Origin of the sequence: Allobosea sp. LC85, from assembly GCF_000735605.1 — a bacterium.
GTDB lineage: Bacteria > Pseudomonadota > Alphaproteobacteria > Rhizobiales > Beijerinckiaceae > Allobosea.
The window spans coordinates 51,168-65,781 of record NZ_JPKG01000034.1; the positions used below are offsets into that span (position 1 = coordinate 51,168).

16 protein-coding genes are annotated in these 14,614 nt (G+C 63.8%); 6 read left to right on the plus strand and 10 right to left on the minus strand.

What is annotated here, in order from left to right; all coding sequences use genetic code 11:
* Positions 1-40 precede the first annotated feature (40 nt).
* Complete coding sequence (locus FG93_RS17480; protein WP_043236880.1) at positions 41-1,099, plus strand: GGDEF domain-containing protein; 1,059 nt, start codon at positions 41-43, stop codon at positions 1,097-1,099.
* A gap of 19 nt (positions 1,100-1,118) precedes the next feature.
* Here the strand turns inward: FG93_RS17480 and FG93_RS17485 are convergent, their stop codons facing one another.
* A complete protein-coding gene (locus tag FG93_RS17485) occupies positions 1,119-1,514 on the minus strand; it encodes an iron-sulfur cluster assembly accessory protein (protein WP_043236649.1) in 396 nt (131 codons plus the stop codon).
* A gap of 178 nt (positions 1,515-1,692) precedes the next feature.
* On the opposite strand from FG93_RS17485, the gene FG93_RS17490 reads away from it, so the two are divergent.
* Both FG93_RS17490 and FG93_RS17495 read left to right on the plus strand, forming a co-directional pair.
* Positions 1,693-2,766 (plus strand): malate/lactate/ureidoglycolate dehydrogenase, encoded by a 1,074-nt coding sequence (locus FG93_RS17490; protein ID WP_043236650.1) that lies wholly within the window; start codon positions 1,693-1,695, stop codon positions 2,764-2,766.
* Positions 2,767-2,801: 35 nt separating this feature from the next.
* A complete protein-coding gene (locus tag FG93_RS17495; RefSeq protein WP_043236652.1) occupies positions 2,802-3,164 on the plus strand; it encodes an MmcQ/YjbR family DNA-binding protein in 363 nt (120 codons plus the stop codon).
* Positions 3,165-3,257: 93 nt separating this feature from the next.
* Here FG93_RS17495 and FG93_RS17500 read toward each other — a convergent pair whose 3' ends face one another.
* The gene (locus FG93_RS17500; protein ID WP_043236653.1) at positions 3,258-4,145 is read right to left on the minus strand and encodes a PhzF family phenazine biosynthesis protein; all 888 of its coding nucleotides are present in this window, start codon (positions 4,143-4,145) and stop codon (positions 3,258-3,260) included.
* A gap of 81 nt (positions 4,146-4,226) precedes the next feature.
* On the opposite strand from FG93_RS17500, the gene FG93_RS17505 reads away from it, so the two are divergent.
* Positions 4,227-4,529: a helix-turn-helix transcriptional regulator gene (locus FG93_RS17505; protein WP_043236655.1), complete on the plus strand. Its 303-nt coding sequence runs from the start codon at positions 4,227-4,229 to the stop codon at positions 4,527-4,529.
* 1 nt (position 4,530) lies between these two features.
* On the opposite strand, the gene FG93_RS17510 is transcribed toward FG93_RS17505, so the two are convergent.
* The 8 genes from FG93_RS17510 to FG93_RS17545 form a co-directional block, all read right to left on the minus strand.
* Positions 4,531-5,442, minus strand: a complete 912-nt coding sequence (locus FG93_RS17510) for a protein-L-isoaspartate O-methyltransferase (protein ID WP_043236657.1) — start codon at positions 5,440-5,442, stop codon at positions 4,531-4,533.
* Positions 5,443-5,460: 18 nt separating this feature from the next.
* Complete coding sequence (locus tag FG93_RS17515) at positions 5,461-5,844, minus strand: SUF system Fe-S cluster assembly protein (protein ID WP_043236658.1); 384 nt, start codon at positions 5,842-5,844, stop codon at positions 5,461-5,463.
* 14 nt (positions 5,845-5,858) lie between these two features.
* Positions 5,859-7,097 carry a cysteine desulfurase gene (locus FG93_RS17520; protein ID WP_043236660.1) on the minus strand — a complete coding sequence of 413 codons (1,239 nt, stop codon included), beginning with the start codon at positions 7,095-7,097 and terminating at the stop codon, positions 5,859-5,861.
* 2 nt (positions 7,098-7,099) lie between these two features.
* Entirely contained in the window at positions 7,100-7,306 is a 207-nt protein-coding gene (locus tag FG93_RS17525; protein ID WP_043236661.1) for a 4-oxalocrotonate tautomerase family protein, read from the minus strand.
* A complete protein-coding gene (locus FG93_RS17530; RefSeq protein ID WP_043236664.1) occupies positions 7,306-8,652 on the minus strand; it encodes a SufD family Fe-S cluster assembly protein in 1,347 nt (448 codons plus the stop codon). Before FG93_RS17530 ends, FG93_RS17525 begins: the two co-directional genes overlap by 1 nt.
* A complete protein-coding gene (sufC, locus tag FG93_RS17535) occupies positions 8,652-9,404 on the minus strand; it encodes a Fe-S cluster assembly ATPase SufC (protein ID WP_043236665.1) in 753 nt (250 codons plus the stop codon). Before sufC ends, FG93_RS17530 begins: the two co-directional genes overlap by 1 nt.
* A gap of 113 nt (positions 9,405-9,517) precedes the next feature.
* Positions 9,518-10,990 (minus strand): Fe-S cluster assembly protein SufB, encoded by a 1,473-nt coding sequence (gene sufB / locus FG93_RS17540; RefSeq protein WP_043236666.1) that lies wholly within the window; start codon positions 10,988-10,990, stop codon positions 9,518-9,520.
* Between the two features lie 61 nt (positions 10,991-11,051).
* Positions 11,052-12,257 carry a cysteine desulfurase family protein gene (locus FG93_RS17545; protein WP_152579491.1) on the minus strand — a complete coding sequence of 402 codons (1,206 nt, stop codon included), beginning with the start codon at positions 12,255-12,257 and terminating at the stop codon, positions 11,052-11,054.
* Positions 12,258-12,552: 295 nt separating this feature from the next.
* Between FG93_RS17545 and FG93_RS17550 the strand changes: the two genes are divergently transcribed.
* Together FG93_RS17550 and tyrS are read left to right on the plus strand one after the other, a co-directional pair.
* Entirely contained in the window at positions 12,553-13,224 is a 672-nt protein-coding gene (locus FG93_RS17550) for an alpha/beta hydrolase (RefSeq protein ID WP_043236668.1), read from the plus strand.
* A 135-nt stretch (positions 13,225-13,359) separates the two neighbouring features.
* Entirely contained in the window at positions 13,360-14,604 is a 1,245-nt protein-coding gene (gene tyrS / locus FG93_RS17555; protein WP_043236669.1) for a tyrosine--tRNA ligase, read from the plus strand.
* Positions 14,605-14,614 lie beyond the last annotated feature (10 nt).

The following is a 14,614-nucleotide window of genomic DNA, read 5'->3' on the forward strand; positions in this document are numbered from 1 at the left end:
CGGTGTGGCCAGCGGGATCGGCTCCGGTCGGGCGATGACGATGAGCGAACAGACGCAGTCCTCCCAGTACACGTCCGACCTCCCCGACCGTGTCGTTACGGCCATGCGTCAACATGGCTCTCCCGGCTATCCCCGCGCTTTCGAGGTCTGGTACGCACATCTGAGCGGCGAGATGCCCGCGCTCAGCATGGCGATGAGCGCCATCATCACCGGTAGCGAGGGCCAGGTCGGCGCCGCCGATATCGATAGCCTCTATGATCGTTTCATCAGCACCGAACGGCTCGCGCGCCAGGCCGAACGCACCAGCCTGCAGGTGCTCGGCGAAATCGACAGCCTGATGTCACTGGTCGATCGCGCGCTGGATTCGAGCGAACGCTATCACGGCCGCCTCAGCGCGATGTCCGACGAAGTCCCGCCGATGACCGACCGGCAGCGCTTGCGCGAATGGGTCGAAGCGCTGGTCATGTCGACCCGCGAAGAGGTGGTCCGCAAGACCCAGCTCGAGTCGCAATTGAAGGACAGCTCCAACGAGATCCGCCATCTTCGCGAGGCGCTGGAAACGACGCGGGCCGAAGCGTTGACCGATCCGCTGACCGGACTCGCCAATCGGCGGCACTTCGAGGAGATGCTGCAGAAATCGATCGACCAGGCGACCCTGCAGCGCGACCCCTTTGCGCTGGTCATGGCCGATATCGACTTCTTCAAGACCTTCAACGACGCACACGGCCATCTGACCGGCGATCAGGTGCTGCGTCTTGTCGCCCGCACCATGAAGGACAAGTTCAAGGAGAAGGCGGTAATCTCGCGCTTCGGCGGCGAGGAGTTTGCGATCATCCTGCCGGAGGCCGATATCGTCGCGGGCAAGTTTGGCGCCGAGACGGTGCGCCAGGCGCTCCTCACCCGCGAGTTGATCAAGCGCTCGACCAACGAGAATCTCGGTCGCATCACCATTTCGCTGGGGGTTTCGGTCTATCGTCGCGGCGACACGGCCGGTTCACTGGTCGACCGAGCCGACCAGGCCTTGATGCAGGCCAAGCGTGACGGCCGCAACCGCACCATCACAGAAGAGGCGCTGGACACGACAAGCCGCGTCGCCTGACCGGCTGCTTCCCCGGGAATCAGGAGCCGGTGAGCGCGGTCTCGGCGCGCGGCTTGATCTCGACCGATTCGCCACAGCCACAGGCCGAAACCTGGTTCGGGTTGTTGAAGACGAAGGTCGAGGAGAACCGGTCGCTCCGGAAATCCAGCTCCGTACCGAGCAGGAAGAGCACAGCCTTGGCATCGACGACCACGGTCGCATCCTTCTCGGTGACGACCTCGTCGCCCTTGTGCGCCTCGCGCGCGACCTCGAAGGTGTACTCCATCCCGGCGCAGCCGCCCTTCTTGACGCCGACACGAAGGCCGAGCGCCGGCGCGTCGGGATTGTCGAGCGCCGATTGCGCCATGATCTCGCGGATACGCGTCGCAGCGGCGTCGGTCAGCGACACCACCTTCAGGCCCGGAATCGAAAACATCCTCGTCCCTCCTCGATCGGGTTCAAGGCCCGATGAAACAGGATTGCAAATCCAACATAAGGATCGGTAAGCGCAACGTCGAGGTGTTGCGGCGCAACGGCGCCATTTCATTGCGTGCATTGCATGACTGGCCGGGGCATGCACTGTGGCGCTCTCACCAGAAGCGGCTCGAACACACATGACCTATCGCCTGCATCGCCCGGAATCGCTCCATGCCCTCGTCCGCGAGATGGTCACAAGGGCCGGCTGGACGGAGGCGCAGGCGCAGGAGACGGCCCACCATCTCGTGCTCGCCAATCTGAGCGGCCATGACAGCCATGGCGTCGGCATGATCCCGCTCTATTTCACCTCGCTAGCTGACGGGAACCTGAAGCCGGATGCGGCGCCCGTCACGAAACTCGACGGCGCTCCCTTTCTGATCATCGACGGCCAAGTCGCACTCGGGCAGCCCACCGCGCGTGAAGCGGTCGAGCGGGCAGCCAAGATGGCGCAGGATGGTGGCGTTGCCATCGTCAATCTGCTGGATGCGCACCATATCGGCCGCATCGGCCATTATGCCGAGATCGCTGCGGAAGCGGGCCTGATCTCCTTCTTCTGGGTGAATGTCGCTGGTCGCCCGCCGATCGTCGCGCCCTATGCCGCAAAAGAAGCGCGTTTCGGCACCAATCCGCACGCCATCGGCATTCCCGTGCCTGATGGCGAGCCGATCATCCTGGATTTCGCCACCAGCCGCATGGCGCATGGCAAAGCTCGCGTCGCGCTGAACAAGGGCGTTCAGGTGCCGCCAGGCTACATCCTCGATGGCGAAGGCAAGCCAACGACCGATCCTGCCCATGTCTTTCAGCACGCCATTCCGGACCTGCCGCTCGGCGCGCTGCTGCCCTTTGGCGACCACAAGGGCGCCGGCCTCTCGCTGATCGCCGAACTGCTCTCGGCCGGACTGATGGGCGCTGCCCGTATCGACGAAAAGCCCCAGAAGAGCTGGATCATCAATTCGCTGTTCGGTGTTCTGATCGACCCGTCGCGGCTGGAGCCCGATGCGGCGCTGCGCAGGAGCCGGACCGAGAGCTATCTCGCTTTTGTTCGCGCAGCCAAGCCGCAGGACCCGGCCGATCCCGTGCTGGCGCCCGGCGACAAGGAGCGTGCAATCCGTGCCGAGCGCGGCCGCGCGGGCATTCCCCTTGATGATGAGACCTGGTCGCAGATCAAGGCCGCGGCGGCCCGTTATGGGATCGACGCAGAGCAGTTCTGAGCTCTCTTACTCGCAATGGGAGCGCGAAGGCGCCAATGATACTGGATGACTACAACGCGTTCTGCGCCACGCTGCCGGCGACGAGCCATGTCGTGCAGTGGGGCGGCGCCCATGTCTGGAAGGTCGGCGGCAAGGTCTTTGCCATTGCCGGTTGGAGCGGCGGCAAGCCACTGGCGGTCACGTTCAAATGTTCGGAGATGGCCTACGCCATCCTCCAGGAACAGCCCGGTCTGCGGCCTGCCCCCTATCTCGCCTCACGCGGGATGACCTGGATCCAGCGGCAATCCGATGAGAGCATGCCAGACGACGCGCTCCGGGACTATCTCCGCGAAAGCCACCGTCTGATTGCACTCAAACTGACAAAGGCGCTGCGCCGGCAATTGGGGCTGGCTGGCTAAAGCATCGGCCCGAAAAGTGGAATGCGGTTTTCGGGCCGATGCAAACATAGAAGGTTAGATCATCGGGCCGGATACGATATCCGGTCCGATGATCTAAAGCTGCGCCTCGCCGCGCAACACCGGCACGCATCCACCCCCGACGGTGGCGCGGATGCCATCCCCGGTGCGCCGCGCCGTCAATTGCAACAGACTTCGGCGCCCCATCTCGACGCCTTGCGTGAGTTCGAAGCGCGCGCTCTCGCCACCTTCGAGCGATAGCAGCAGCGCTGCCAGAGTGGCACTTGCCGAACCCGTTGCCGGGTCCTCCCATGTGCCGGCCAATGGCGCAAACATGCGGGCGCGGATGCTCTCCCCATCACGCACGTAGAGGAAGAGCGACAGTCGCTTCTCCAGCTCCGGATGCGCCGCCTCAAGCGCCCGGAACGCTGCAAGATCGGGAACGGCTCGCGACAGAGCCTCGGCTTTCACTTCCGCCAGCACGAAGCGCACGCCGACCGAGGCCTGCAGCGGCTGGTGCGCCGCGACCACAACATCCGAAGGGGCCAGACCGGCACAGGCGGCAATGCCGGCAACGGGCAGGGAAATGTCTGTGGAGAGTGGCTGCGGCGCTGCGATGGTAGCGCCCGTCACAGCGCCATTGGCGTCGCGCTCAACCTTCACCTCGACGAGGCCCGCGATCTCCTCGAAGAGCAGCACGCCATCCCGGTCGCGGCCATGCCGCGCCAGCACGCAGGCCGTGCCCACGTTGGGATGGCCCGCAAAGGGCATTTCAGCGGTGCGGTGAAAGATGCGGACACGTGCCGTGTGAGCCGGATCGTCGGGCGGAAGCACAAAGGTCGTCTCGCTGAGATTCATCTCTGCGGCCAGGGACTGCATCTGCGCGTCCGACATGCCGCGCGCATCGGTGAAGACGGCCAGGGGGTTTCCACCAAAGCGACGGTCGGTGAAGACATCGACGGTTTCGAAGGGATAGGACGGCATGGCGGCTCCGATCGGCGCTGAAACCCGGTAGTTGAGACGGATTCCTCTTGCCATGAATTAGGAACTTGGCAAAGTGACAAAATGAATGCGGCAGACTTGTTCCGCGCGCTCGCCAATGAGCGCCGCCTCCAGATCCTGGATTGGCTGAAGGATCCGCGCGCGCATTTTCCGCCACAGGTCGACGGAGATCTGGTCGAGGATGGGGTTTGCGGGGTCTTCATCGCCGAGAAGCTCGGCATCAGTCAGCCGACATTGAGCGAACACATGAAGATCCTGGTGCAGGCTGGGCTGGTGACGCCGAAGCGGATCAGGCAATGGACATTCTACCGACGCAATGAGGAGCGCATCCGTGCTGCCAAAGCAGCCATGCTCGCCGAGCTATAGATCATCGCTCCTTCGTGACAGGGTCGTAGCTTAGGCTCCAGCCATCGCCCTGCAGCCAGGTCCGCACAGAGGATTTCTCGTCGCCACGCCTCAGGCTGCTCACGAACTCAGCATCTCCGCCGCCGAACGCCGTCCAAAGGGCCGCCTGCTCGGCCGGCGTTCCGGCCAGGGCACCTTCAGCGCAAACGAAGGATACCATTCCCAGCCAGGAGACACTGAAGCCCTCGCCCTGCGGTTCAACCAGATAGCCCGCACCGCGAAAGGACTGTCGCCCTCTCCTCCCCCTTGCATCGACCGGCCCGGGCACGCCAAGCGGGAAGATCAGCCGGCCGCCGGGCGTGAGGCGATCGAGCCATGCCTCGGCCGGGCGCGCGGCGGCGAAATTGACGTAGATGCAATCAACCGGCTCGTACGGCCATTCGGCCCCGTCGCCCTTGACGACCGTGACCGAGGGCTGGTCCGCCAGATTGTCGGCGGCACGCTCGGCCAAGGTCGGATCGTACTCGACTGCGAGCACCTGTCCTGTAGGGCCGACAAGCTGTGCCAGGATTGCCGTATAATATCCGGTTCCAGCGCCGATATGGAGGACACGCTCGCCCGGGCGCGGCCCGAGCGCGTTCAGCCAATGGGCATGCAGGCTTGGGCTGCCGTTGTTGACGCCGCGCTCCGGCGCCAATGCAATCAAGACATCCTGATAGACGACGGTCGGATCGCTGGATGTCAGGACCGCATAGCCGCCGCCGCGCGACATGTGCCATGGCGGCGGGCCGATGAAGCGCTCGCGAGCGACTGCCGCAAAGGCGTTCTCAAGAGCAGGATTGTCGGCGATGCCGACGCTGGCGAGCATCTGCCGGGCATAGGCGCGCCGTACGATGGCAAGCTCTCGGTCATTCGCCCTGCGCTGTCCCGGCACGGAAGCCCGCCTGCCCTGTCACCACATGTCGAGCGCGACTCGGGCCTCGTCGGACATCCGGGACTGGTCCCAGGGCGGATCGAAGGTCATGTTCACCGTCACCAAGGCAACGCCGGGCACAGCGCTCACCGCGTTCTCGACCCAGCCGGGCATCTCGCCGGCAACCGGGCAACCTGGCGCGGTCAGCGTCATGTCGATCGCGACCTGGCGGTCATCGGCGATATCGACCCGGTAGATCAGGCCGAGCTCATAGATGTCGGCCGGAATTTCCGGATCGTAGACCGTCTTCAGCGCCGCAACGATATCGTCGGTGAGACGATCGATCTCCTCCGGCGGCAGGCCCGAGCTCGCTCCCATGCTGGGGGCGTTCGGCTTCAGCTCTTCGGTGGCGCTCTCACTCATCACAACAATCCCGTTCAGGCGAAAAGGCTCTCGGCCTTCCGCAACGACTCGACCAGATGGTCGACCTCCTCCAGCGTATTGTAGAGGCCGAAGGAAGCCCGGCAGGTCGACGTCACTCCATATCGGGCCAGAAGCGGCATCGCGCAATGGGTACCCGCCCTGACTGCGACACCCGCGCGGTCAATCACGGTCGCGACGTCATGCGCATGCGCGCCCTTCATCTCGAAGGAAACGATGGCCCCCTTGTTCGCAGCCCTGCCAAATATCCGGATCGAGTTCATCTCGCCAAGCCGCTGCATGGCGTAGCTGGTGAGCTTGGCCTCGTGGGCGGCGATGTTCTCGCGCCCCAGCGCCATCATGTAGTCGAGCGCGGCGCCAAGCCCCACGGCCTCGACGATCGCCGGCGTACCCGCCTCGAACCGATGCGGAGGGTCGTTATATGTGATCGCGTCCTCGCTGACGGTGACGATCATCTCGCCGCCACCCTCATAGGGGGGCAGCTTTTCCAGCCATTCACGCTTGCCCCAGAGGACGCCGGAGCCGGTCGGTCCATAGGTCTTGTGGCCGGTAAAGCAGTAGAAATCACAGCCGAGGGTCTGCACGTCGACCGGCAGGTGCACCGCACTCTGACTGCCGTCCACCACCAGTGGAATCCGATAGGCCTGGCAAATGGCAGCAACCTCAGCGATCGGAACGATCGTGCCGATCGCATTCGACATATGGGTCAGTGCCACGATCTTGGTGCGTGGCGAGATCAGCTTCTCGAATTCCTCGATGAGGAAATTACCGTCATCGTCGATCGGCGCCCATTTGATCACCGCGCCATGCCGCTCGCGCCAATAATGCCAGGGGACGATGTTGGAATGGTGCTCGAGGATCGAGAGAATGATCTCGTCGCCTTCCTGGATGCCGAGATGGCGGCCAAGAGACGAGGCGACGAGATTCAGCGCGCCGGTCGAGGACCGCGTGAAGATGATCTCTTCGAGATGGGCGGCATTGATGAAGCGGCGCGCGCTCTCGCGCGCCGCTTCATAGGCCTCCGTCGAAGCGTTGGCGAGGTAGTGCAGGCCGCGATGGACATTGGCATAGTCCTCGCGCATCAGCCGGCTCATCGCATCGATGACGACATTTGGCTTCTGCGCCGAGGCCGCATTGTCGAGATACACCAGCGGCTTGCCATAGACCTCCCGACTCAGGATCGGGAAATCCCGGCGGATGGCAGCAACGTCATAAGGCTTCACCGGCGCATTCATGGTCAGGCCTTTCCGGGATTGCTTGGCCTGTCGGCGACGAGCGCGCCGGCATGGCCCCAGTCCTCGCGCTCGATCTCCTGAATCACGATATGGGTGTTCTCCGGGTTCTTGCCGAGCACGCGGACAAGGGTCTGCGTGAACTCCTTAACGATCTCGGCCTTCTGCTCGCGGGTTGCGCCCTTGGTGATCTGGAGATTGACGTAAGGCATCAGGCCGCGTTCTCCGCCGTGTGCTTGCGGTTCGCGAGCCAGCCTTCGACTTCGCCCATGATCAGGTCGCGCAGCGCCTCGTCGGCAACGAACTCGACCGCCTCGCCGGCAAATGCCTGAAGGACCAGCGCCTCGGCCTGAGGTCGCGGCAGGCCGCGTGCCATCAGATAGAAGAGCTGCTCACCGTCGATCTGCGCCACGGTGGCGCCATGGCCGCAGACCACGTCGTCGGCGAAGATCTCGAGCTCGGGCTTGTTGAACATGGTCGCACCGTCATTCAGGAGCAGTGCGTTGCTCTTCATGCTGCCGTCAGTCTTCTGCGCATGCTGGCGCACGATGACCTTGCCCTGGAAGACGCCGGTGCCTTCGCCGCCGATGATCGACTTGAACAGCTCGCGGCTGGTGCCATGAGGGACCTCATGGTCGACCACAAGCGTGACGTCGGAATGCTCCTGGCCGCCGAGCAGGTTGACGCCGCGCAATCCGACTTCGGTATGCTCACCGGCATAGCGCACGAAATGTTGCTGGCGGACCGTCCCCGCATTGCAGATCAGCGCGAAGGAGTCGAACCTGGCATGGGCACCAACGGTCGCGAGCAGGCTCAGAACCTGCACGGTCTCGGCCGGCTGGCGCGTCACCAGCCGGATGTGCTGGATCTCGCTCTCGTCGCCGGCCTCGAAGACGATCGCCGTGTTGATCTGCGCAGCCTTCGGCCCGGTGCTCTCGCTGATCTCGACGATAGAGCCCTTGACGCCCTTGCCGGCAAGTACGACCGAGCGGCCGAAGATCGCCTGCTCCTCTTCGCCGGAGGCGAGCGAGATGATGGCGATCGGCGCGGCGAGTTCGGTGCCTTCCGCGATCTCGACCAGGACACCGTCACGCATCAGTGCAGTGTTGAGCATCAGGCCGGTATCGTCTTCGGCGACGCCGGGGCCGGAGAGGATCCGCGTCAAATCCTCGCGCGGCGAAACCAGCGCATCAGCCAAAGCATAAACCGTGACACCCTCGGGCAATGCATCCAGGCCCGAAAGTTCGGGATTGAAGGCGCCGTCGATCAGGACGAGCTTGAGGCCGCCCAGTTTGAGGGTGGAAAGGCGGTCACGCACAGCCTGATTCGCCGCTTTGCCGCCGGCGAGAGGCTTCGCCTCGCGCAGTATCATGCGCAGATCCGTATAGCGCCAGGCTTCGAGCCGGCGATGCGGCAGGCCCTTGGTCTCAAAGCCGGCAAAGGCATCTTCGCGCAGCTTGCGAACCGGCCCGGCTCCCGGCAGCTCAGCCTTCACATTGGCGAACTGCTGGGCGAGAACCTGCTCGGCCGCGGTCTTCAGCGGGGTGACGATGGCCATCAGGCGGCCTCCCCATAGGACGCATATCCGCTCTTCTCGAGTTCCAGGGCCAGTTCCTTGCCGCCGGTGCGGACGATGCGGCCCTTGGCCATGACATGCACGGTGTCCGGCACGATATGATCGAGCAGGCGCTGGTAGTGGGTGATCACCAGGAAACCGCGGTTCTTGTCGCGCAGGGCGTTGACGCCCTCGGCGACAATGCGCAGCGCATCGATGTCGAGGCCGGAATCGGTCTCGTCAAGGATGCACATGGACGGCGTGAGCAGCGCCATCTGCAGGATTTCCATGCGCTTCTTCTCTCCGCCGGAGAAGCCGACATTGAGCGGGCGGCGCAGCATTTCGCGATTGATACTAAGGCCATCCGCCGCGGCGTTGACGCGCTTGATGAAGTCGGGAGTGAGCAGCTCGTCCTCACCGCGAGCCTTGCGCTGCGCGTTCATCGCCGCCTTCAGGAAGGTCATGGTGGCAACGCCGGGGATCTCCAGCGGATACTGGAAGGCCAGGAAGATGCCGGCGGCGGCGCGGGCATCGGCCTCCATCTCCAGCACGTTCTCGCCATTCAGCAGGATCTCGCCGTCGAGGACTTCATAGTCCTCCTTGCCGGCGATGACATAAGACAGGGTCGACTTGCCGGAGCCGTTCGGCCCCATGATGGCAGCGACTTCGCCGTCATTCACGGTGAGGTTCAGGCCGTTCAGGATCTGGGTGTCCTCGTCGGCGATCTTGACGGTCAGGTTGCGAATTTCGAGCATTGGTCAGAGTTCCGGTTTCTGCCGCGTCGCGCTCGGTCTTGTGCCAAGCATCCGCAGCTGGTGTCTGTTCAAGAAGGGCGTGGCTGGTCTGGCATGCCAGACCATGATGTCGCCTAGCCGACGGAGCCTTCGAGCGAGATGGTGATGAGCTTCTGCGCCTCGACGGCGAACTCCATCGGGAGCTGCTGCAGCACCTCCTTGACGAAGCCGTTGACGATCAGCGCCACCGCCTCTTCCTCGGAAAGGCCGCGCTGCTGGCAATAGAAGAGTTGGTCCTCTCCGATCTTCGACGTCGTCGCCTCGTGCTCGAAGATCGCGGTGGCCGTCTTGGCCTCGATATAGGGGATCGTGTGCGCGCCGCACTGGTCGCCGATCAGCAGCGAATCGCAGTTGGTGAAGTTGCGCGCGCCCGTCGCCTTGCGATGCGCCGAGACCATGCCGCGATAGGTCGAGTCCGACTTTCCGGCTGCGATGCCCTTGGCGATGATCTTCGAGGTGGTGTTGCGGCCGAGATGGATCATCTTGGTGCCGCTATCGACCTGCTGCATGCCGTTCGACACGGCGATCGAGTAGAACTCGCCACGCGAGCCGTCACCGCGCAGGATGCAGGACGGGTATTTCCAGGTGATGGCGGACCCGGTCTCGACCTGCGTCCACGAGATCTTCGAGTTCTTGCCGCGGCAATCGCCGCGCTTGGTAACGAAGTTGTAGATGCCGCCCTTGCCCTCGGCATCGCCGGGGAACCAGTTCTGCACGGTCGAGTACTTGATCTCGGCATTATCGAGCGCGATCAGCTCGACCACCGCCGCATGGAGCTGGTTCTCGTCGCGCTTCGGCGCCGTGCAGCCTTCGAGATAGCTCACATAGGAGCCCTCCTCGGCGATGATCAGCGTGCGCTCGAACTGGCCGGTGTTCTGCTCGTTGATGCGGAAATAGGTCGACAGCTCCATCGGGCAGCGCACGCCCTTGGGGATGTAGACGAAAGAGCCATCGGTGAAGACCGCGCTGTTCAACGTGGCGAAGTAGTTGTCGGTCACCGGCACGACGGTGGCGAGGTACTTCCTTACGAGCTCGGGATGCTCCTGGATCGCCTCGGAGATCGAGCAGAAGATCACACCGGCCTCGGCCAGCTCCTTCTTGAAGGTGGTGACAACCGAAACGGAATCGAAGACAGCATCGACCGCGACGCGGTTCTCCGGCGCGACGCCGGCGAGAATTTCCTGCTCGCGCAGCGGAATGCCGAGCTTCTTGTAGGTCTCCAGGATCGCCGGATCGACCTCATCGAGCGACTTCGGCTGCGCGCCCATCTTCGGCGCGGCGTAGTAGTAGATGTCCTGATAATTGATCGGCGGGTAGTTGACGCGCGACCAGGTCGGCTCCGTCATCGTCTTCCAGCGCCGGAAGGCATCGAGCCGCCATTCCAGCATCCATGCCGGCTCGTTCTTGCGCGCCGAGATGTAGCGGACCGTGTCTTCGGTCAGCCCCTTGGCGGGCTTCTCGACTTCGAGCTCGGTGACGAAGCCGTATTTGTATTCGGTCACGTCAATCAACTTGACCTGATCAATGGTCTCCTGGACCGCTGCCATATTCAGTCTCCAGTCGCGGGTTCAAGGCCCGCCGGTTCTTTCAAGATAGTCGCCGGAACAGTCAGGCCGCCGCCTGCCTCTCCCGACCGGTTTTCGCGGCAAGCGCCTTCGCGTATGCCGCAAGGAAATCAGCAATGTCGGCCTCGGAAGTGGTCCATCCCAGGCTCGCCCGCAAGGCCCCCGCACTCATGACAGGGTCGACGCCCATGGCATCCAGGACATGCGAGCGCTTGACCTTGCCCGAGGAGCAGGCCGAGCCGGACGAGAGCGCTATGCCAGCGAGATCCAGCATGATCAACGCCGTTTCCGCCTTGATCCCCGGCGTCGCGAAGGCGCTGGTATTCGGCAGACGCGGAGCAGCGCGACCGAATAGGACCGTCTCCGGTGCGAGAGCGAGGATTCCAGCTTCCAGCGTGCTGCGGAGGTTCGAAAGCCTGGCCGCCTCGGTCGCGAGTGCCTTGCCGGCGATCTCGGCAGCAACGCCGAAGCCGACGATGCCGGGAACGTTTTCGGTACCCGCGCGCCAGCCACGCTCCTGCCCGCCTCCGCGAACCGGCTTGTCGGCGAGTTCGTAGGTCCCGCTGCGGAGGACGATCGCGCCAACCCCCTTCGGACCACCGATCTTGTGTGCAGACAGCGCCAGAACATCCGCGCCCAGTGCGTTGATATCGACGGGAATCTTGCCGGCAGCCTGAACCGCGTCGCAGTGCAGCAGCGCGCCGTAGCGCCTGGCAATGACCGCTGCTTCGGCAATCGACTGGATGACGCCGGTTTCGTTATTCGCAAGATGCAGCGACACCAGCGCCCGCGCGCCGGGCTGCTCGCTGGCCAATCTCTGCAGTCGCGTCTCGAGCCAGGCCAGATCGGCGAGGCCGGCCGCGTCAACCGGAATGGTTTCCGCCGCGCCTCCTGCGAAGCGATGACCGTCGCGGACGCAGGCATGCTCGGTCGCGCCATAGAGAAGAAGCGAGCCCGGCATACGCACGCAATCGCGCCCGCCACTGCATTCCATCAGCGCCGGCGAAAGCACCGTCGCATTGGCCTCCGTGCCGCCGCTGGTGAAAACGACATTGGCCGGTCTGGCGGCGCAAAGCTGCGCGACCTGCTCCCGTGCCTTCTCGACAGCCGCCCGCGCCAGCCTGCCCTCAGTGTGGACGGAGGATGGATTGCCCGGCATGCGCAGCGCGGCCAACATCGCCTCCGCCACCTCCGGACGAACCGGCGTTGTGGCGTTGTGGTCGAGATAGCTGCGGGCTGACCCGGTCACGTTTGCGAAGCTCCGATCCAGCATCGGCCACGCCGGCACGAAATGCTTGAAATTGCACCCCTGCGCCGTGCTATAGCCGCCCATCCAACCGGCCGTGTTCCGGGACCGCAGGTTCGCCAAAACGGCAAACCGCTCGTTTGTTCCGGTCTTGTTCACGGCTGTTAGAACTATTCTAAGCGCTTGATGTAGGGCGCGAGCGGTAGGTCCGTCAAGGGCAGCAGGACATTTTGGACGGCAGTTTGCCGCCGATTTGCCGGTTGCGCGCGGCTCTGCCCCAACAAAAGGCGAGTGTGATATGCCCGAGGTGATTTTCAACGGACCGGCCGGACGGATCGAAGGTCGCTACCAGCCCGCCAAGAAGAAGGGCGCTCCGCTCGCCATCATCCTGCACCCGCACCCCCAGTTCGGCGGCACGATGAACAACCAGATCGTCTACAACCTGTTCTACACTTTCGTGAACCGGGGCTTTTCGGCGCTGCGCTTCAACTTCCGCGGCGTCGGCCGCAGCCAGGGCCATTTCGACCATGGCGCCGGTGAACTGTCGGACGCTGCTGCTGCACTGGACTGGATGCAGGCGCTGAACCCCGAGGCCAAGAGCTGCTGGATCACCGGCGTCTCCTTCGGTGCCTGGATCGGCATGCAGCTTCTGATGCGCCGCCCGGAGATCGAGGGCTTCATGTCGATCGCCGCGATGGCGAACCGCTATGATTTCTCCTTCCTGGCCCCCTGCCCGTCCTCCGGACTGTTCGTGCACGGTTCTGAAGACCGGGTGGCGCCCGTCAAGGAAGTCATGGCCGTGATCGAGAAGGTGAAGACCCAGAAGGGCATCCAGATCGAACACGCCGTCGTCGAGGGCGCCAACCACTTCTTCGATGGTCGCGTCGACCAGCTGATGGAGGCGGTCAGCGCCTATCTCGACCGCAAGGTCGGCCCCGAAATCAGCAAGGCCGAACAGGAACAGGTCTGAATTCAGCCCTCATCCTGAAGTGCCACGAAGCGGCTTCCCGAAGGACGACCCAGTACGCGCTGGAGACATCCTTCGGGGCGCGATCCGCGGTTGCTCCCCAAGGATGAGGTCGCATCATGCAAACGAGCTTTCGCCATGACGACTTTCAAATCCGATCTTCTGCGCGTTCTCTCCGAGCGCGGCTATGTTCATCAGATCTCCGATCCGGAAGGGCTTGATGCGGCTGCGCTGAAGGGGCCGATCAGCGCCTATATCGGCTTCGACGCCACCGCGACGTCTCTGCATGCGGGCTCGCTGATCCAGATCATGATGCTGCACTGGATGCAGGAGACCGGTCACAAGCCAATCGCCCTGATGGGCGGCGGCACTTCGATGGTGGGTGATCCGTCCTTCAAGGACGAGGCGCGCAAGCTGCTGACGGTCGAAGACATCGAGCGCAACCTGACGGGTATCCGCAAGGTTTTTGCCCGCTATCTCGACTTCGATGGCGCGGCGAGCATGATGAACAATGCCGACTGGCTGCTCGGGCTCAACTATCTCGAGTTCCTGCGCGATGTCGGCCGGCACTTCTCGGTCAACCGCATGCTATCCTTCGACAGCGTGAAGATGCGGCTCGACCGCGAGCAGTCGCTGTCCTTCCTCGAATTCAACTACATGATCCTGCAGGCCTATGACTTCGTGGAGCTGAACAAGCGCACGGGCTGCGTGCTGCAGATGGGCGGCTCCGACCAATGGGGCAATATCGTCAACGGCATCGACCTCGGCCACCGCATGGCGAATGTGCAGCTCTACGCGCTGACTTCGCCACTGCTGACGACGGCCTCGGGCGGCAAGATGGGCAAGACCGCCAATGGCGCTGTCTGGCTCAATGCCGATCTGATGAGCCCCTATGAGTTCTGGCAGTTCTGGCGCAATACCGAGGACGCCGATGTCGAGCGCTTCCTGAAGCTCTACACCAAGCTCCCGATGGACGAGATCGCTCGTCTGGCCGCCCTCGGAGGTTCCGAGATCAACGACGCCAAGAAGGTGCTCGCGACCGAAGCCACCGCATTGCTGCACGGCCGCGAAGCTGCGGAGGCGGCTGCCGAGACGGCGCGCCGGACCTTTGAGGAGGGTACGCTCGCAGAGGACCTGCCAAGCGTCGGAATTTCGCAGGCCGCTCTCGACGCAGGCCTCGGCGTCCTGACCGCCTTCGTCACAGCCGGCCTCGTGCCCTCGACCGGCGAAGCCCGCCGGCAGGTCAAGTCCGGCGGCCTTCGCGTCAATGACGAGGTCGTCACCGATGAGCGCGCAGCGCTCGGTGCGGGCCATCTCTCGCCAGAGGGCGTGATCAAGCTCTCCTTCGGCCGCAAGAAGCACGTCCTGTTGCGGCCGGAATAGGCGCCCTCAA